The organism is Pseudophaeobacter sp. TrK17, assembly GCF_042192375.1.
GTDB lineage: Bacteria > Pseudomonadota > Alphaproteobacteria > Rhodobacterales > Rhodobacteraceae > Pseudophaeobacter.
In genome coordinates, this window is record NZ_CP071700.1 from 305,726 (window position 1) to 322,902 (window position 17,177).

Annotated in this window: 14 protein-coding genes and 2 pseudogenes; 7 read left to right on the plus strand and 9 right to left on the minus strand. The window is 58.2% G+C overall.

Going from position 1 to position 17,177, the window contains the following annotated elements; translation table 11 throughout:
- Positions 1 to 70 precede the first annotated feature (70 nt).
- Positions 71 to 1,540 (minus strand): PLP-dependent aminotransferase family protein, encoded by a 1,470-nt coding sequence (locus tag JZI28_RS01450; protein WP_295455385.1) that lies wholly within the window; start codon positions 1,538 to 1,540, stop codon positions 71 to 73.
- Positions 1,541 to 1,669: 129 nt separating this feature from the next.
- Here JZI28_RS01450 and JZI28_RS01455 point away from each other — a divergent pair, with 129 nt between their 5' ends.
- Together JZI28_RS01455 and JZI28_RS01460 are read left to right on the plus strand one after the other, a co-directional pair.
- The gene (locus tag JZI28_RS01455; RefSeq protein WP_348153251.1) at positions 1,670 to 1,984 is read left to right on the plus strand and encodes a helix-turn-helix transcriptional regulator; all 315 of its coding nucleotides are present in this window, start codon (positions 1,670 to 1,672) and stop codon (positions 1,982 to 1,984) included.
- Positions 1,977 to 3,023, plus strand: coding sequence for a permease (locus JZI28_RS01460; RefSeq protein WP_375699003.1), 1,047 nt, complete (start codon positions 1,977 to 1,979; stop codon positions 3,021 to 3,023). Before JZI28_RS01455 ends, JZI28_RS01460 begins: the two co-directional genes overlap by 8 nt.
- Positions 3,024 to 3,199: 176 nt before the next feature.
- Here JZI28_RS01460 and JZI28_RS01465 read toward each other — a convergent pair whose 3' ends face one another.
- A complete protein-coding gene (locus JZI28_RS01465; RefSeq protein WP_375699004.1) occupies positions 3,200 to 3,784 on the minus strand; it encodes a GNAT family N-acetyltransferase in 585 nt (194 codons plus the stop codon).
- Between the two features lie 173 nt (positions 3,785 to 3,957).
- The gene (locus tag JZI28_RS01470) at positions 3,958 to 5,355 is read right to left on the minus strand and encodes an aspartate aminotransferase family protein (protein WP_375699005.1); all 1,398 of its coding nucleotides are present in this window, start codon (positions 5,353 to 5,355) and stop codon (positions 3,958 to 3,960) included.
- A 386-nt stretch (positions 5,356 to 5,741) separates the two neighbouring features.
- Here JZI28_RS01470 and JZI28_RS01475 point away from each other — a divergent pair, with 386 nt between their 5' ends.
- Together JZI28_RS01475 and JZI28_RS01480 are read left to right on the plus strand one after the other, a co-directional pair.
- Positions 5,742 to 6,518 (plus strand): 3-keto-5-aminohexanoate cleavage protein, encoded by a 777-nt coding sequence (locus JZI28_RS01475; protein WP_375699006.1) that lies wholly within the window; start codon positions 5,742 to 5,744, stop codon positions 6,516 to 6,518.
- A 3-nt stretch (positions 6,519 to 6,521) separates the two neighbouring features.
- Positions 6,522 to 7,850, plus strand: coding sequence for an aspartate aminotransferase family protein (locus tag JZI28_RS01480; protein ID WP_375699007.1), 1,329 nt, complete (start codon positions 6,522 to 6,524; stop codon positions 7,848 to 7,850).
- A 35-nt stretch (positions 7,851 to 7,885) separates the two neighbouring features.
- Here the strand turns inward: JZI28_RS01480 and katG are convergent, their stop codons facing one another.
- Complete coding sequence (gene katG / locus JZI28_RS01485) at positions 7,886 to 10,102, minus strand: catalase/peroxidase HPI (protein ID WP_375699008.1); 2,217 nt, start codon at positions 10,100 to 10,102, stop codon at positions 7,886 to 7,888.
- Between the two features lie 303 nt (positions 10,103 to 10,405).
- Positions 10,406 to 11,962 (minus strand): hypothetical protein, encoded by a 1,557-nt coding sequence (locus JZI28_RS01490; RefSeq protein ID WP_375699009.1) that lies wholly within the window; start codon positions 11,960 to 11,962, stop codon positions 10,406 to 10,408.
- Positions 11,963 to 12,210: 248 nt separating this feature from the next.
- Between JZI28_RS01490 and JZI28_RS01495 the strand changes: the two genes are divergently transcribed.
- Positions 12,211 to 12,504: a DUF6916 family protein gene (locus JZI28_RS01495; RefSeq protein WP_375699010.1), complete on the plus strand. Its 294-nt coding sequence runs from the start codon at positions 12,211 to 12,213 to the stop codon at positions 12,502 to 12,504.
- Here the strand turns inward: JZI28_RS01495 and JZI28_RS01500 are convergent.
- On the minus strand, positions 12,480 to 13,040 hold the full coding sequence (locus JZI28_RS01500; RefSeq protein ID WP_375699011.1) for a GNAT family N-acetyltransferase: 561 nt from the start codon (positions 13,038 to 13,040) through the stop codon (positions 12,480 to 12,482). The two genes, JZI28_RS01495 and JZI28_RS01500, sit on opposite strands and share 25 nt — an antisense overlap.
- A gap of 141 nt (positions 13,041 to 13,181) precedes the next feature.
- Positions 13,182 to 13,289, minus strand: a pseudogene (locus JZI28_RS01505) (phage tail protein); the annotation flags it as partial.
- An 84-nt stretch (positions 13,290 to 13,373) separates the two neighbouring features.
- Between JZI28_RS01505 and JZI28_RS01510 the strand changes: the two are divergent.
- The gene (locus tag JZI28_RS01510; RefSeq protein WP_375699012.1) at positions 13,374 to 14,369 is read left to right on the plus strand and encodes an IS481 family transposase; all 996 of its coding nucleotides are present in this window, start codon (positions 13,374 to 13,376) and stop codon (positions 14,367 to 14,369) included.
- Positions 14,370 to 14,479: 110 nt separating this feature from the next.
- Here the strand turns inward: JZI28_RS01510 and JZI28_RS01515 are convergent.
- Positions 14,480 to 14,786, minus strand: a pseudogene (locus tag JZI28_RS01515) (phage tail protein); the annotation flags it as partial.
- Between the two features lie 203 nt (positions 14,787 to 14,989).
- Positions 14,990 to 15,538 (minus strand): hypothetical protein, encoded by a 549-nt coding sequence (locus tag JZI28_RS01520; protein WP_375699013.1) that lies wholly within the window; start codon positions 15,536 to 15,538, stop codon positions 14,990 to 14,992.
- A gap of 44 nt (positions 15,539 to 15,582) precedes the next feature.
- On the opposite strand from JZI28_RS01520, the gene JZI28_RS01525 reads away from it, so the two are divergent.
- Positions 15,583 to 17,175: an Ig-like domain-containing protein gene (locus JZI28_RS01525; protein ID WP_375699014.1), complete on the plus strand. Its 1,593-nt coding sequence runs from the start codon at positions 15,583 to 15,585 to the stop codon at positions 17,173 to 17,175.
- Positions 17,176 to 17,177: the final 2 nt, after the last annotated feature.

The window sequence follows — 17,177 nt, forward strand, 5'->3', positions numbered from 1 at the left end:
CCGAGACATCAATGCGCGATATGATTTGTCTCATTCAACATGAGTGTTGCTGTGGCAGGTCAGGGGCTGGTTAGGCTGTTTCTGCCTGTTTCAGGGCCTGCGCCAAGAGGGCCAGCCCAGGTGCGATGCGGTTGGCAGAAATGGAGGAATAGCCAAGCCGAAAGAAGTTGTGCTGGCGATGTTGCGCCGAAAAGAACGGCGCGCCGGGTTCAACAATGACGCTGTCGGGTTTCAACTGCTCAGCAATATGAGCCATGTTGATGCCATCGGGCGCCTGCATCCACAAAGATGAGCCGCCGTAGACCCCCTCGCCCGATACCGTGAGCCCATGTTCGATGATGGCTTCTTCGATCACTTGGCGGCGGTCCTGCAGAACCTTTGCGGTGCGCCGGATCTGGGCATCATAATGCCCCAGTGACAGGAAATAGGCGACAGTACGTTGGACATGGCCCGGAGGGTGTCGCAGTACATTGGCGCGCAGGGCGCGGGCCTGGCGAATAAAGGCTTCGGAGCCGACAATATAGCCCAGTCGCAACCCTGGAAACAGGGATTTGGAGAAGCTGCCGACATAAATCACCCGGCCATCGGAATCGAGTGACTTCAGGGCCGGGGAGGGCGCCCGCATAAAGGACATTTCAAATTCATAGTCGTCTTCGACAATGACCGCATCAATGTCATGGGCACGTTGCAGCAACTCACGGCGCCGTGCCATGGGCATGGTCGCTGTGGTGGGGCTTTGATGGCTGGGGGTGCAGAAAATGACATCCGTGTCATCGGATATGTCCTGTGGCGGTAGACCGTCCTGATCCACTGGGATGCAATCAACCTGACAGCCCACATGATGCAACTGGTCCCGCAGGGTGTAATAGGTCGGGTCTTCGATGGTGGCTTTGCTGCTCTGGTTCAGCAAGAGCTGACCAGCCAGCCAGAGGGCGTTTTGGGCGCCAAGGGTGATCAGGATCTGTTCGGGCCGGGCAATGACGCCACGACGGGGCAGGGTGTGGCGGGCGATGTATTCGATCAGGAGGGGGTCGTCCTGGTCGAAATAGTCGTCTGTCAGCGCCGCAAAGTCTTTTTGCCCCAGGGCGCGCAGCGAGCAAAGCCGCCAATTGGCATGATCAAACAGCGAGGGATCAGCCTGCCCGTAGATAAAGGGGTAGCGATAGCTGCGCCAGTCTCGGGCCTTGCGCGGGGTGTCGCCGCCAGTGAATTTGCGCACCAGTACAGTGTCCCAGTCCACTGCCTCTCTGGATTGCACAGGAGGGGTGTAGATTGGTGGGACAGGTGCGTTTTCCGACACAAAATACCCGGATCGTCCACGCGATGTCAGGTAATCATTTGCCAGCAGTTCTGTATAGGCCAGCGTGACGGTGATGCGGCTAATGCCCAGATGTACCGCCAGTTTTCTTGAGGAGGGCAGCTTTTCACCAACGCGAAAGCGCCCTGAAAGGATGCCTTCGGCGATCATTTCCTGGATTTGCGCCTGCAGGGTGCCCTGGGCGTCGGAATTCAGGAAAAATGTGTCAACGGATATAGCCATGACGGGCACCTTAGGGTGGACATAAAGCGTGCGCAATCTGGACTTAAGGGGATGTGGAAGATTCATGGGGTTGTCTTTTGCAAAATAAACCATAAAACTAGTTTTATAGAATCGAAGAGGAGATCTAGAATGTTGTGGGAAGAAGCGGCACAGGGTTTTGCAGCCATGGGCTCGGAATCGCGCCTGCAGGTATTGCGCTGTCTTATTCGCGCAGGCCGGGAAGGGCTCACTGTTGGGGACATTCAGGACCGAACGGGCATTGCTCCGTCGACCCTGGCGCATCATTTGAAATTCTTGACCGGCGCTGGCGTCGTTGATCAGGCGCGGGTTGGGCGCAGCACTCTGAACCAGGCAAATTTTGAACAACTGGAAAAACTGGCGGGCTTTATCTTAAGCGAATGCTGCGCCGATCTTCCCCATAACAAGGCGGCAAATGATGGCTGATCTGTCTCAGAACTCATCCCACCCCCTGCCGGAGGCGAAAGGCCCCCGATGGGCGTGGCTAAAAACACCCTGGACTGTGAGCCTGTTGATACTTTGTGCAGTTTTGCTGCTGGATCCGGGAAATTTCCAGGCCGTGATCATTTTTGCCGCCAAGGCTTTGGCTCATACGGGTCGGTATATTCTCTTTGCGGTGTTGCTGTTGGCCTATCTCAAGGCCACTGGGGCAGAAACCATGGTGGCGCGGGCCTTTGTTGGGCGTGAGGTGCGGATGATTTTTCTGGCCGCAGTCTTTGGCGGCCTGGCACCGTTCTGTTCCTGCGAGGTCATCCCCTTTATTGCCGGGCTTCTGGCGCTGGGCGCACCACTTTCCGCCGTGATGGCCTTCTGGCTGGCGTCACCACTGATTGACCCACCAACCCTGCTGATTACAGCCGGCGCGCTGGGCTGGGATTTTGCCATCGGCAAAGCGGTCATCGCCGTTGCCCTGGGTCTGTTTGGCGGGTTCTTTGTCAAAACTCTGATGGGGCAGGGGGCCTTTGCTGATCCGCTGAAACAGGCGCCCAGCTGTTCCAGTTGCTGTTCTTCCGGTCCAAAGCTGGATGACAAACCACACTGGAAATTCTGGCAGGACCCGGAGCGGCGCCTGAAATTCCGCAGCGAGTTTATCAGTAATGGATTGTTTCTGCTGAAATGGCTGGCGCTGGCCTATGTGTTGGAGGCAATTCTGGTGCATTACGTGCCTGCTGATCTGATTGCAGGTCTTGTTGGGGGCGACGGCGTGGTGCCGATTGTCCTGGCGGCGCTGGTCGGGATGCCGGCCTATCTCAACTCCTATGTGGCGCCGCCCCTGTTGGCGGGGCTGATGGACCAGGGCATGAGCGCCGGTGCTGCGATGTCCTTTATGGTGGCCGGGGCTGTGAGCTCGATCCCGGCGATGGCGGCGGTCTGGTCCCTGGTCAAGCCAAAGGTCTTTGCCACCTATCTGGGGCTTGGTGTCAGTGGCGCTATTGTTTCGGGGGTGCTGTTCCAGCTGATCTGATTGGCTAGGGCTTCGGGTGGGGCTCCCGCCCGGAGTTGTCATTCAAAGAATGCCTGCCTCCCGTTGGGCCCAGCGCCGCGCTGACGCGCGGCGCTGTGGCGTTTGGGGCAAAGCTGTCGCAGGGGAGAACAGCTGGATAAAGTGGCTGAGGTGGCCCCCTTGATCCGCCGCGCCGATCAATACCGGGTCATAAGATGGTTCAGATGGGCCTGAATGGTTGGCCATTCCGGTGCGATGATCGAATAGACTGCCGTGTCGCGGAGGCTGCCGTTAGCCATCCGCATATGAGCTCGTAGGATGCCATCAGGTTTTGCCCCAAGTCGTTCAATCGCACGGCGGCTTTGGTGGTTGATCACATGGGTGCGGAACTCCACCGCGATGGCGTCGAGACCCTCAAAGGCGTGACGCAGCATCAGCAGCTTGCATTCGGTGTTCAACCCCGAGCGCTGTACCGATGTGCGGTACCAGGTCGAGCCGATTTCAAGCCGCTGATTGATCTGGTCGATATTCATATAGGTGGTCATGCCGACAGCCCGGCCAGAGGCGTCCAGAATGGCAAAGGCCACCATGCTGCCTGCCTGTTGCAGCGCCAATCGCCGGTCAATCTCGGCTGGGACATCCGCCGGGGCGGGTATTGTCGTGTACCACAGCGCAGCAAGGTTACCATCGGCGCTGGCCACGGCCAGATCGGCGGCGTGGGATTGGCTGAGCGGCGCAAGCGTGACCTGCTGACCGGTAAGTGTGACGGGTGTGGCCCACATGGGTCGACTCCTTTATCGCATATCCTTTGCGCCAAAGTGCAGGCGGGATGGGCTGTTAGAAAGAGCCACTTTTGTTCAAAGTGGGCAGTCCAAAATGCTCGTGCTGCCTGGACTGATAGGCAAAACGCCCCGGGAAACCGGGGCGTTTTAGTTGTTAAGTGAGGACTGGAGGTTTAGCCAAAGACCTTGGTTAGGGCCTTGTCGACAGCATCGGTGATGGCGTCGATGTCTTCGGCGGTGACGATCAGCGCCGGGCTGAAGCACAGCGTGTTGTTCTTGCCGGGAATAGAGCGGTTGGTGACACCGATCAGAACACCCTGGGCACCACAGTCTGCCACGACCTGCTGGGCGAGCTTCTCGTCCACTGGCTCTTTGGTTTCGCGATCAGTGACCAGTTCGGCCCCAAGGAACAGACCCTTGCCGCGTACATCACCAATCACGGGGTGCTTTTCTTTCAGCGCCAGCAGATTGTTCATCATCCGCTCGCCCATGGCGGTGCAGTTGTCCAGCAGGCCCTCTTCTTCGATGATGCGCATGTTTTCCAGCGCCGCCGCAGGGCCGGCGGTGCAGCCACCAAAGGTGGAGATGTCACGGAAGTAGTTCAGCGGATCCGATGCATCATCTTTGAACATGTCAAAGACCTCTTCGGTGGTGACCAGCACGGCGATAGCTGCATAGCCGGAGGCAACACCTTTGGCCATGGTGACAAAATCAGGCTTGATGCCGTAGTGCTGATAGCCAAACCAGGTGCCGGTGCGGCCCACGCCACAGACAACCTCGTCGATGTGCAGCAGAATGTCATACTGGGTGCAGATCTCCTGCACGCGCTCCCAATAGCCTTCGGGGGCCTCAATGACGCCGCCACCGGCTGTCACCGGCTCCAGGCACAGGGCACCAACAGTTTCGGGGCCTTCGCGCAGGATCACCTCTTCGATGGCATTGGCGGCTGCAATGCCAAATTCGCGCCCCGACAGATGTTCAAGACCCAGCTCGTGCTTGCGGTATTCCATGCAGTGGGGCACGCGAATGAAATCAGGCGCAAAGGGGCCGTATTGCGCGTTGCGCTCATCCTGGCCACCGGCGGACATCGCTGCCAGGGTGGAGCCGTGGTAATCGCGGTCGCGATACAGGATCTTGGTTTTTTTGCCGCCGTATTTTTTGTGCGCGATTTGGCGCACCATCTTAAAGGCTTTCTCATTCGCCTCGGAGCCGGAGTTGTTGTAGTAAACGCGGCTCATGCCCGGCATTTTTTCGATCAGTTTCTCGGCAAAAAGCGCACCGGGGATCGAGCCTGCCGACTGGGCAAAATAGCACAGCTTCATCATCTGGTTGTAGACGGCTTTGCAGATCTCTTCGCGGCCATAGCCGACGTTGACGGTCCAGACGCCGCCAGAGACCGCATCCAGGAACTCTTTGCCGTTCTGATCCCAGACGCGCATGCCTTTGCCTTCGACGATGATGCGCGGATCATTCTCTTCAAAGGGCTTATGCTGAATCAGGTGGTGCCAGACATGGGCCTTATCAGCCGCAACTACCCGGCTGAGATCGTTTTCGTTGAACGTGCCGTCCATGACATGTCCTTCCATAAAAGTAAAAGTGGGGGTGTCTGCCAGCTGCCTGTCAGCCGGAGTCGTCATAATGTGACGAAACGCCAAAACGGGCGGATACTCTAGGGCCAGATGGTGGGGTGTTTTGCGTCCAGTTTTGGGGCAGGCTTGGCAGGCTATGGCAGGCCCATTTTTAACCAATTGGTAAAAAAGAACTTTCCCCCTGGGACAGGGGGGGCCTGTGGGCAGAACCCGTAGGGATTGGGACCCATGTTTGGCGTGTAGAGGTCGAAAATGGCTTCACATCCCGGTGAAGAGGTAGCGAAAGAGCAATTGTTCTGAAAATGCTGGCTTGAGATCGCACTGCGCTGTCGCCAGTGTTTTGGCGACGCCAAAGCAGGAGATCAGAGGTGGCAGACTATCAGCTGACCGTGGCGCCCAACGGGGCGCGCCGGCAAAAAGCCGATCATCCAGAGTTGCCAATCACGCCGCAAGAGCTGGCACAAACCGCACGGGCCTGTGCCGAGGCAGGGGCCAGCACATTACACCTGCACGTGCGCGATGATGCGGGCGGGCATTCCCTGGATGCCGGGCGCTATCGAGCGGCCATGGCGGCTGTGGCGGATGCAGCGCCAAATATGGGTGTACAGATCACCACCGAAAGCGCCGGGATCTATGCCCCGGAGACGCAGCTGGCCTGTTTGCAGGCGCTGCGCCCCGCTGCGGCCTCGATTGCGGTACGGGAAATGGCCAGGGCGCCCGAGGTAGCGGTGCGTGCCTATGGGCTGTGCGCCGAGGCGGGCACTCAGGTTCAGCATATTCTGTATTCACCGGCCTGCATTGCCCAGCTCACATCCTGGTATGCCGACGGCGTCGTCCCTGCGGCGATGCGAGATGTGATCTTTGTGCTGGGGCAATACGCGCCCGCGACACCGGGGCGGCCCGATGGGCTGGCCGATTTTGTGTCGGCAGCTCAGGCGCTGGATCTCAGTTGGAGCCTTTGCGCCTTTGGCCGAGACGAGCGCGCCTGCCTGCTGGCGGCGATCCAGGCGGGCGGCAATGTCCGTGTTGGATTTGAGAACAACCTGGAGACCCCAGAGGGCAGAGTGTTGCAGGATAATGCCGCTTCGGTCGCGGCGCTGGTCAAGGCCGCCTCACTGGCAGGTCACACCCTAAAAAGGAACTGATCCATGAGCCATGTTTTTCCACGTCATACAAAGGCCAACCTGCCCACTGCTGTGGCGGGTGACGGCTGCTATCTGATCGATGCAACGGGCAAACGCTATTTTGACGGCTCCGGCGGGGCGGCGGTGTCCTGCCTGGGCCATTCGGACGCGGCGGTGATCCGCGCGGTGCAGGAACAGGTGGGAAAGCTGGCCTTTGCCCATACCGGATTTATGACATCGGAACCGGCAGAGGCTCTGGCTGATTTGCTGATTGAGCAAGCCCCGGCGGGGCTGGATCGGGTCTATTTTGTTTCTGGAGGGTCCGAGGCCACCGAAGCCGCAATCAAGTTGACGCGTCAATACCACCTCGAACGCGGTGAGCCGGAGCGCCGCCATCTGATTGCGCGGCGGCAAAGCTATCATGGCAACACCCTGGGGGCTCTGGCCGCCGGGGGCAACGCCTGGCGGCGACAGCAGTTTGATCCGCTGTTAATCGGCGTGTCGCATATCGCGCCCTGTTATGAATATGCTGATCGCCCCGAGGGCGAGAGCGCCTTTGACTACGGCCAGCGGGTCGCCAATGAACTGGAGGCGGAAATCCTGCGTCTGGGTCCTGAAACCGTGATGGGGTTTATCGCCGAACCGGTTGTCGGAGCCACCTCTGGCGCGGTGCCTGCGGTGCCGGGATATTTCAAACGCATTCGCGAAATTTGTGACAAATACGGCGTCTTGCTGATCCTGGATGAGGTCATGTGTGGCATGGGCCGCACAGGCCATATGTTTGCCTGCGATGCCGATGGGGTGTCGCCTGATATCCTGTGTATCGCCAAAGGCCTGGGCGCGGGATACCAGCCCATAGGTGCGATGCTGTGCAGCGCAGATATCTATGCAGCTATCACGGCAGGGAGCGGCTTTTTTCAACATGGCCACACCTATATTGGTCACCCGGTGGCAACCGCAGCCGGGCTTGCCGTGGTGACGGAGATGCTCAGAAGAGATTTGATTTTCAAGTGCCGTGACAGGGGGTCGCAGCTGCAGGCGGCCTTGGTCGACCGGTTTGCGGATCATCCACATGTGGGAGATATTCGTGGGCGTGGCTTGTTTTGCGGCATTGAATTGGTGGCGGATCGTACAACAAAAGCGCCGTTTGATCCGGGTAAGACCCTTGCTGCCAAGGTAAAAAGCGCTGCTTTTGAGGCCGGGTTGATCTGTTATCCGATGTCTGGCACCCGTGATGGGCGTATCGGCGACCATGTCCTGCTGGCACCACCCTTTATCATGACCGAAGCCCAGATTGGCGAAGTGGTGGACAAGTTGGATAAGGCTATCGCCCTTGCCTTGCAGGGGATCTAGGCCCCAGGGGGCCTAGATCGGGATTTTCTGGTGGATTAGCTCAGATCAAAGCGATCCGCGTTCATCACTTTGACCCAGGCGGCAGCAAAGTCCTGCACAAACCGCGCCTTGGCGTCGTCCTGGGCGTAGGTCTCTGCGATGGCGCGCAGCTGCGAATTGGAGCCAAAGGCCAGGTCAACGCGGCTTGCGGTCCATTTTGCTGCACCGCTGGCGCGGTCGGTCCCGGCGTAGCTGCCATCTTCCTGCGGCGCCCACTGGGTCGCCATATCGAGCAGATTGACAAAGAAGTCGGTGCTCAGGCTGCCAGGGGTGCTGGTGAAGACACCCAATGAGGATCCGCCGTAGTTCGCGCCCAAGACCCGCAAGCCACCGATCAGAAACGTCATTTCCGGCGCTGTCAGGGTCAACAGCTGGGCCTTGTCCAGCAACATCTCTTCGGGGGAGATGCTATACTGCTTTTTCTGGTAGTTGCGGAAGCCATCGGCCTCTGGTTCCAGAACGGCAAAGCCGTCGACATCGGTCTGCTCTTGGGTGGCATCGGTGCGACCGGGTGCAAATGGCACCTCGATCTCCTGACCTGCGGCACGTGCGGCCTGTTCCACAGCGGCTGAACCGGCCAGAACAATCAGATCCGCCATTGAGATCTGCCGCTCCCGCACTGTGGCGTTGAAGGTGCTGCGGATATTTTCAAGTCCACTGAGGACGCGCGCCAGTTGCTCGGGCTGGTTCACCTCCCAGTCTTTCTGCGGGCTCAGCTGGATGCGCGCGCCATTGGCGCCGCCGCGTTTGTCAGACCCGCGGAAGGTGGAGGCCGAGGCCCAGGCGGTGGACACCAAGTCTGCAACAGAGAGATCAGAGGTCAGAACTTCGGCTTTCAGAGCAGCAATATCAGCCTCATTGACCAAGGCGTGATCTACAGCGGGAACGCAGTCCTGCCAGATCAGCTCTTCTGCCGGGACTTCATCCCCGAGATAAAGCGACCGTGGCCCCATATCGCGGTGGGTGAGCTTGAACCAGGCGCGGGCAAAGGCATCGGCCAGCTCTTCTGGGTTCTCATGGAAGCGTTTGGAGATTGGCCCGTAGATCGGATCCATCCGCATCGCCATATCAGCCGTGGTCATCATGGTCTTGACCTTCTTGCTGGAGTCATGGGCCGCCGGGGCCATGTCCTCGGGGCGGACATTGACCGGTTCCCAGATCCAGGCGCCAGAGGGCGATTTGGTCAGGTTCCAGTCATAGCCAAAGAGCAGGTCAAAATAGCCGTTGTCCCACTGGGTCGGGTTGGCTGTCCAGGCGCCCTCAATACCGCTGGTGGTGGTGTCATCGCCTTTGCCGGTGCCGTGGCTGTTGATCCAGCCAAGGCCCATGGTTTCAATCGGCGCGGCTTCTGGCTCTGGGCCAACCAAATCCGGATCCCCGGCGCCATGGGCCTTGCCAAACGTATGGCCGCCGGCCACCAGCGCGACGGTTTCCTCGTCGTTCATCGACATGCGGGCAAAGGTTTCGCGGATGTCCCGCCCCGAGGCCAGGGCGTCGGGCTGCCCATCGGGACCTTCGGGGTTCACATAGATCAGGCCCATCTGCACCGCAGCCAGTGGGTTTTCCAGATCGCGCTCGCCGGAATAGCGGCTGTTCTGAGCAGAACTATCGGCCAGCCATTCGTCCTCGCGTCCCCAATAGACGTCTTCTTCGGGCTCCCAGACATCGGCCCGGCCCCCGGCAAAGCCAAAGGTCTTGCCGCCCATGCTTTCAATGGCACAATTGCCGGCCAGGATCATCAGGTCAGCCCAGCTGATCTTGTTGCCGTATTTCTGTTTGATCGGCCACAGCAGGCGGCGCGCCTTGTCGAGGTTGCCGTTGTCGGGCCAGCTGTTGAGCGGCGCAAACCGCTGCTGACCGGTGCCGCTGCCGCCGCGCCCATCCGAGGTGCGATAGGTGCCGGCGCTGTGCCAAGCCATGCGGATGAACAAGCCGCCGTAATGGCCATAATCGGCAGGCCACCAGTCCTGGCTGTCGGTCATCAGGGCCACAAGATCCTGTTTCAGAGCCTTAAGGTCCAAAGATTTGAAGGCCTCTGCATAGTCAAAATCAGCCGCCATAGGGTCGGATTTTTCGGAGTTCTGATGCAGAAGTTTCAGATTGAGCTGGTTGGGCCACCAGTCCTTGTTTGATCTTACACCGGTTGAGGCGCTTTTGGCACCGCTGTGCATCACCGGGCATCCACCTGTTTGTGGGGCGTCGTTTCCGTCCATTTTGGTCTCCGATCTGGCTTGCTTTTATGGCCGTGGCGAGAGGAGGACGCAGATTTTGCTGCCTCCTTCTTAGGGTATGCAGGCAGGGTAGCAAGGTGAATTGATAAAAGGAAATTGCACTTTTGTATTGTTGTCATAGGAATAGATTATGACCGTGACGATTTGAGGCCGCCAGCTGAAATCAAACCAGGGTGGTCCGAGCTCTCCACAGAAAACGGCGCCGCCCAGACCTGATCGCTCCGGAATCAGGGCCCTTGATAAAACGGCCAGGGCTGGCAAACTGGCAACCTGTTCAAGGGGAATTCAGGGTTGCCGCCGTAGGGCGTCAATGCGGTCGCAGATTTGCATATACGTCGTTGCTCCTGTGAAATCCGTTTCCAGAACTTGCCTCAGGCCAATGCCGTCAAACCGTTCTGACCTATTGATAAGACGGCAGAAAAAGGCGTTTATATTGCGCTCATCCGCAATCGAGATACGGTGAACCAGTGGTTCAGCAGGCAAGACGCCCCTGAAATTGGGGTCATAGTCCAGCAGGGCTGGGCATAGGCGTTTTTGCCAGATGTCCTGCCCACTCTCGCTTTGCTGTGAGGTCGTAGCCAGGATCGGTTGCAGCAGCGCAGGTTTGTTTGGCAGAATGCGCACCATGGGAACAACCTGGGCCGCAGAGGGGCTTGTTTCGCTGCGATCCGGGCGGCGGGGGCGCCGGGGCTGCGAAAACGATGCATCCACCCAGTGTTGAGGGTGCGGCCACTGCGGTGCGCGCATCGCTTCATCACTGTCATGGGACATGTCGGCGCAGACCTGCTGACGATGGGTGAGCACAGGGTTCTGGCCATTTTGTGCCAGGAGATCCTCAAAACTGGCCAGCCGGATCTCTAAGGTCTCGAGGATTGGGGCCATCTCGCTGGCAATGACGCCCTGTTGTGTGCTGCTGAGGCAATTGGCAGATGCGGTTTGCCCGCCAATCTGTAGCGCCACGGCATCGCCCGTGGCCGCTGAGACCCAGGCGGACCCACTGTCGCCAGCAGATGAGACCTTGCCGCCTGCAACAGGAATGTCGGTTTCATAGACCAATTTCAGCCCTTCTATAACGCGATATTCCAGCATGCCTTGCCGTGTTTCATACTGCAGGCGATACAGCCCCCTGCCATCGACCCGCGCCTGGGCGTTGCTGGATGCGCGGGAGGTTTTGTTCAGGATTTCACCCAGACAGGCAGATCTGACACGGCTGATACTCTCAAAGCCGCCAAATTGCAGTGGCAGCCAGGGCTGATCCGGCAGCAGTTCAGCCAAAGCGGCATCTCCGCTGCGGTTCAGCATCCAGCGTTTCAGATTGGCTATGTGATTGCGCGGGTCAAATTCATCATCACGCTCCCCCAGTTGCATGATTGGATCATTGCGGCGTGCCCGTGGGCCAGCCAAAACATGCCAATTTGACAGGATGCCGGGTTTGCCGTTGGTCTTATCAATTACCACCAGGCCAATTGTACCTGCTCCTTCACCGGATCTGCCGCAGGGCAGGCCGCCCAGGGTATAGGGTTGTCGGGTGCTGGCCCGGCGCGCGGCGCCAGGTTCCAATGAGGGCTGGTAGGCGGCTTCGATGACGTCCAGTGCGACGCCTTCCACATGGGTCGGCAGCACCTGCGAGGGCATCAGGGCGTCAAGCGGCAGTTTGCGATCTAGATGCAGGCGCAGGCAGATCTCATCGGTGCGCTGCCCCTGCCGCCAGCGATAGCCGATGTCCACGCCGCGAAAATAGGAACGGTGGCCAAAGGTCTGATAGGCCTTTGCAAGCGGGTAATCCAAATCTGCTGGAAAACTGGTGTCGCGAATTGGCTCAGCAGTGTGCAACTCAGCCATGGTTCTCTCCCGGTTTCACCAATTTGGCGTTTTTTTGAAACATCGTAAAAGCCGACTGTGAAGGCAGCGTGATATTGCAGTCAGGAGGCTGGCTGGGCGTTTTGATAGGCAGGGTTTGACGCTACGCTTGTGGTAATCTGTCAACGGGTTATGCAGACTACAGGCGAGCGGTTTCAAAAGAAACCCTTGGAAAGAGAACGCTTTGGAGGCAAGGTTGCGCTAATCCGTTCCAGAAGAGTGTGAGAGACATGTTTGATTTGACCACTGTAACCGCTGAACAATTTGCCAAATTCCAGGATCAGGAGTTTGTGATTACCTCTGCGGAGCCACCCGTCACTTTGAAGTTGATCGAAGTGACCAAACTTGGGACGGGTGAGCGTGAAGGCGGCGCTTTTTCACTGTTGTGGCAGGGACCGCAAACGCCAGCATTAACCCAGGAAATACATAAGCTGTCCCATCCCGAAACGGGGGGCCAGGACCTGTTTCTGGTGCCTGTGGCGCAGAAAGAGGCCGGGTTTCAATACGAGGCGGTCTTTACCTGATCGCCTGACGTTGTCGGTGCGGCCTCAGCAGCTTGGGGCGTCCAGAACAACAAATCATAGACGCCCTTTTCCTCGATCGTGACAAAGCCAAGCCGGTGGTAGAGCGCCATTGCCGGGTTGGCCTTTTCGACATGGATACCAATACCGCGTGAGCCATCGGCAGCCGCGCCTATCTGCAAGTCTCGCAACAAGCTGGCGCCGATGCCCTGACCACGTGCCTCTGGCATCAGGGCAATGTCGATAATCCGGTGCTCTTTGGGCCAACGCTCAAGGTAAAGACGCCCTATTGGGTTGCCTTTTTGCTCAATCACCAGCCACAGCGCATCTGGATAATGCTTTTGGTAGTGGCTGTGTTGGGCCTCAAACTGCATTTGGCAAAAGGCCTGCTTCTCTGCCTCGCCCCAGCCGACCTGCGCCAGTTCAGCCTCACGTGTCGAACGATAAAGCCGCGACAGCAATCCCATGTCCTGGTCGGTGATCGGTCGAAAACCTATGTGGTGTCGCGCTGCATGGTGAAGCAGGGGCAATTGGGTCATAAACAGGCCTTTGCGGTTGCGAGGGGCAGATTTCCGGGCAGGTCTGCGACAGGCCCGGGGCTAGAACCATAAGGTTTGACAGGTAAAGGGCGCGGTCTGTTTCGCCCCGCCAGTGTGACAAGTTTTTGGCGCGGTCGCAGCCTATCCGCGAGAGGGGTAAAGCCCCTGCAGTGCGATGATGAAATTCATCACCAAAAAGGGCTGCATATTGTTATGTGCCTGACTGCCACCAGTATTCGTTACCTGTTCCATCCCGGACGATCACATAGATTCTCGCCGATCCGCATTTTTCATGGCAAGATCGGTTTTCGGTGACATTCGGGAGGGCGCTTAATGCTGATCCATCTTCATAACCAAGCGACAACAACGCCTAAGATACGGGCTGCCATCCAGGCGAGCGACGAGCCTGCATGGGTTCTGGCTGAGCGTTTTGGCACAACCGAACAGACAGTTTGGAAATGGCGCAAGCGCGACAGTGTCCATGACCGTAGCCATACCGCTCATCGGCTGCAAACGACGTTGACGCCTGCTCAGGAGGCCGTTGTGGTTGCGCTGCGCAAGATGCTGCTAGTGTCGCTGGATGACCTGCTGGCCGTGGTGCGGGAGTTTCTGAACCCGGACGTCTCGCGCTCTGGACTGGATCGGTGTCTGCGGCGGCATGGGGTCGGCAACCTGCGCGATCTTAAGCCAAAGGCCGCCCGCCCAAAGCAGAGCGCCTTCAAGGCATACGAGCCGGGATATCTGCATATCGACGTGAAGTACCTGCCACAGATGGCTGATCAAACTTCCCGCCGGTATCTGTTTGTTGCCATTGATCGGGCTACACGCTGGGTTTTTATCCGTATCTACAGCAGCAAGACAGCGGCCAACGCGCGCCGCTTTTTGCGTGATCTAGAGCGGGCTTGCCCACTTCGCATCCGAACCATACTCACAGACAATGGAAAGGAGTTCTCCGACCGTCTCTTTGGCCTGCGCAAGCGCGAACAAAGCGGAAAACATGATTTCGACAAGCTCTGCGCCGAACTGGACATCGAACACCGTCTGACGCCGCAAAGATCGCCCCAAACAAACGGCATGGTCGAGCGCTTCAACGGTCGCATCGAAGACGTGCTGCAAAGCCACCACTTCCGATCAGGCGAAGAACTGGAGACCACGCTGCACCGCTATGTTTGGCTCTACAACCAACAGCTTCCGCAATCAGCCTTGGGCAGCAAGACGCCCTTGCAAGCGATGAAGCACTGGCACAAACTCAAACCAGAACTGTTCAACAAACTGCCATACTACCGTCCGGGATGTGACACTTACCGTTTCGCTTGCTATATTCGTTAGCCCTGCCCCAGCGGTCTCGTAAAGCCGGTCCAGGAAGCTGTTTTTTGAAATAGCGGCTGTAGAGCCGGGGGGAGTGCCGGAAACCCCTGCGCCAGTACGTGCACGGACTGTGTGCGAATGGTTTGGAATCTGTGCCTCTGTGAGGGTAACCGTTTCGACCCCTGTTCTTTGCCCAAGGCGTCGGGAGGTTAGGCCCGGACCCCGACCGGGGTGTATCGGCGCACGCCCTTCAAGATTGGGAAGCGCTGTGGTTGTGCGACCATCACCGCCATAAGTTGTTCCAATCAGTGAGAATAATGCGGTATTTTGTGCTACTGGAAGCAATTGACCGTTGCAAAAGGCCCAGCTGCGTGGAGCAAGGTTACCGGCAAAAATGCGGATCTGCGAGGATCTATGTGATCGTCCGGGATGGAACAGTTAATGTTGACCTAAGGAGGATGTGGGGAAAGAGCTATTTTGCTGCCTTTCTTCCACTAAAAATTGAAATTTATGAGATATTTGTCAAATCTGCGTGCCCTTGGCCTGCAGTCATTCACCTTACTTGCGTTTGTGATTTTGCTTTTGGGTCTGCCCCGATCGGCCGATGCTGCATTCACGGCGAGCTGCCCTGATCTGACAGCTCAAGGGCAAGAGCTGGCTTTGAATATCTCCGATGACCACTGTCTTCTGACGACATCTATCCCCAGCAGCCCTACGTCCGGAAATGAGGATTTCATCATCATTGGTGACAACCGAAATATCGCAAACAAGCTAGCTTTCAGGTGTTTACCCAGACCGGGGCCACCCTGACTGCGACTGTGAATGGCGTTAACGTTGGCGGACTTGGTCTGCAGGTCGATTGTACGGGTGGTTGTACAATTGCCGGTACGCATAGCGTGACTGGTAGTTTCAGTTTCCAATTCACCTTCAATACTGGAACGGGAACAGCGACAACGGGCAGTTCTGTTGGCCCCCCCCTCGGCCTTCACCTCCCCTTCGGGCGGAGGGCAAAGCGCCACGATCTCGACCGCTTTTGCCTCGGTTCTGACGGCAATGGTTGTCGATGCAGGCAGTAATCCGGTTTCAGGTGTTTCCGTTACCTTCACGGCGCCCGGCTCCGGTGTCAGTGGCACTTTCTCCGGGGGCGGTGTATCAGAAACGGTCACCACAAATGGATCAGGTGTTGCCACTTCGACCACCTTCACCGCCAATACAGTGGCAGGGGGGGGACAACGTGGTTGCCTCCAGTGCGGGTATTTCAAACCAAAGTTTTGCCCTGACCAATATGGCGGGGGCAGCGGCAACGCTGGCGGTGTCCAGCGGCGACAGCCAGAGCACGGCGATCTCGACCTCTTTTGGCACCGCGCTGGTGGCGCTGGTGACGGATGCCGGGGGCAATCCGGTCTCTGGGGTGACGGTGACCTTCGCGGCACCGGGGAGTGGCGCTTCGGCGGCGCTGTCGGCGGGCTCGGCGGTGAGCGATGCCTCCGGCCTGGCCTCGGTGACGGCGACGGCCAATGCCACGGCGGGGGCCTATAATGTGACGGCCAGCGCCACGGGTCTGACCTCGGTGACCTTTGGGTTGACGAATTTGGATGTTGTGGCACCCACTGTCACGCTATCAACCAATGCGGTGTCGGTTCGACCTGGCGAAGACTTTGACGTCACGGCGACATTCTCTGAGGCGGTCACCGGGTTTGCGCTGCTTGATGTGTTCGTCACGCATGGCTCTGCGGTTGCGCTTTCCGGGAGCGGGTCTGTCTACGTCATTACGATCCAGTCAACAGGAAGCGGTGATACCGGCGTTTCGATTGCGGCGGGGGTGGCGCAGGACGCCTCGGGCAATGGCAACCTCGCCTCCGGTGCGATTGCTGTTCATAGCTCGGCAGTTGAGGAGACCAGTCAGCTTATTGGTCAGTTCATGAACACCCGGGCAACCCAGTTGATCAACAATCAGCCCGATTTGACAGGGTTCTTGTCCGGTAACGGAGCGGGGCTGGGCCAGGGTCAGGGGCAGTTTAACCTGGCGGTCACCCGCGGGCAGGGAACCTTTGACATCTCGACGCGGCCAGGGTCGCGTGTCTGGACCCGGTTGCAGGGGGCTATAAGCCGTGAAGGCACCAGTGATAGCTCCTATGTCTTTGGCGTTGTCGGCAGTCACTTTGCCATCAACAAGAGCCTATTGCTTGGGGCAATGCTGCAGCTGGATTACCTGGATCAGGACGATGGGGCGGCCAGTATCAAAGGCAAGGGTTGGTTGATCGGCCCCTATTTTGTCACCAAGTTTCCAGACCGTGACGTCTTTGTTGAGGGGCGGCTTCTGTATGGGCAGAGTTCAAACGATGTCTCTCCGTTTGGCACCTATACGGACAAGGTCGAGACTGAGCGTTTTCTCGCCTTGTTGAAGCTTTCGGGATCAATGCTCTATGGCAAAACCACCCTGATCCCAAAGGTTCAACTTACCTATACGACGGATGATCAGAAGGCTTACCGCGACAGTCTGGGCAACCTGATCCCGGACTTGGATGTCGCATGGGGGCAGGTTGAGCTGGGGCTTGATTTTGAGACACCGCTTGAAGTGCGGCGCGGCAATGGTGAGGTGCTGTTGTTTGGCGGGATCAGCGCTATTGGCAGCCATGTGAAGAACTCGGGCAATGCAGTCACCACCTCTTCCAATGTGCAGGGGGCGCGCGCGCGGGCCAAGCTGGGGCTGAGTTATCATTTTGCGGATCAGGGCGTGTTCCAGGCAGAGACCTTTTATGATGGGATCGGCATGAGCGGCTATGAGAGCTACGGGCTGCAGGTCGGGTTTGATCTGAAGTTCTAGGC

Bases quoted from the DNA above. Each gene is read 5' to 3' on its own strand.
- JZI28_RS01450 (WP_295455385.1), bottom strand. From the start codon at position 1,540: ATGGCTATATCCGTTGACACATTTTTCCTGAATTCCGACGCCCAGGGC.
- JZI28_RS01455 (WP_348153251.1), top strand. From the start codon at position 1,670: ATGTTGTGGGAAGAAGCGGCACAGGGTTTTGCAGCCATGGGCTCGGAA.
- JZI28_RS01460 (WP_375699003.1), top strand. From the start codon at position 1,977: ATGGCTGATCTGTCTCAGAACTCATCCCACCCCCTGCCGGAGGCGAAA.
- JZI28_RS01465 (WP_375699004.1), bottom strand. From the start codon at position 3,784: ATGTGGGCCACACCCGTCACACTTACCGGTCAGCAGGTCACGCTTGCG.
- JZI28_RS01470 (WP_375699005.1), bottom strand. From the start codon at position 5,355: ATGGACGGCACGTTCAACGAAAACGATCTCAGCCGGGTAGTTGCGGCT.
- JZI28_RS01480 (WP_375699007.1), top strand. From the start codon at position 6,522: ATGAGCCATGTTTTTCCACGTCATACAAAGGCCAACCTGCCCACTGCT.
- katG (WP_375699008.1), bottom strand. From the start codon at position 10,102: ATGGACGGAAACGACGCCCCACAAACAGGTGGATGCCCGGTGATGCAC.
- JZI28_RS01490 (WP_375699009.1), bottom strand. From the start codon at position 11,962: ATGGCTGAGTTGCACACTGCTGAGCCAATTCGCGACACCAGTTTTCCA.
- JZI28_RS01495 (WP_375699010.1), top strand. From the start codon at position 12,211: ATGTTTGATTTGACCACTGTAACCGCTGAACAATTTGCCAAATTCCAG.
- JZI28_RS01500 (WP_375699011.1), bottom strand. From the start codon at position 13,040: ATGACCCAATTGCCCCTGCTTCACCATGCAGCGCGACACCACATAGGT.
- JZI28_RS01510 (WP_375699012.1), top strand. From the start codon at position 13,374: ATGCTGATCCATCTTCATAACCAAGCGACAACAACGCCTAAGATACGG.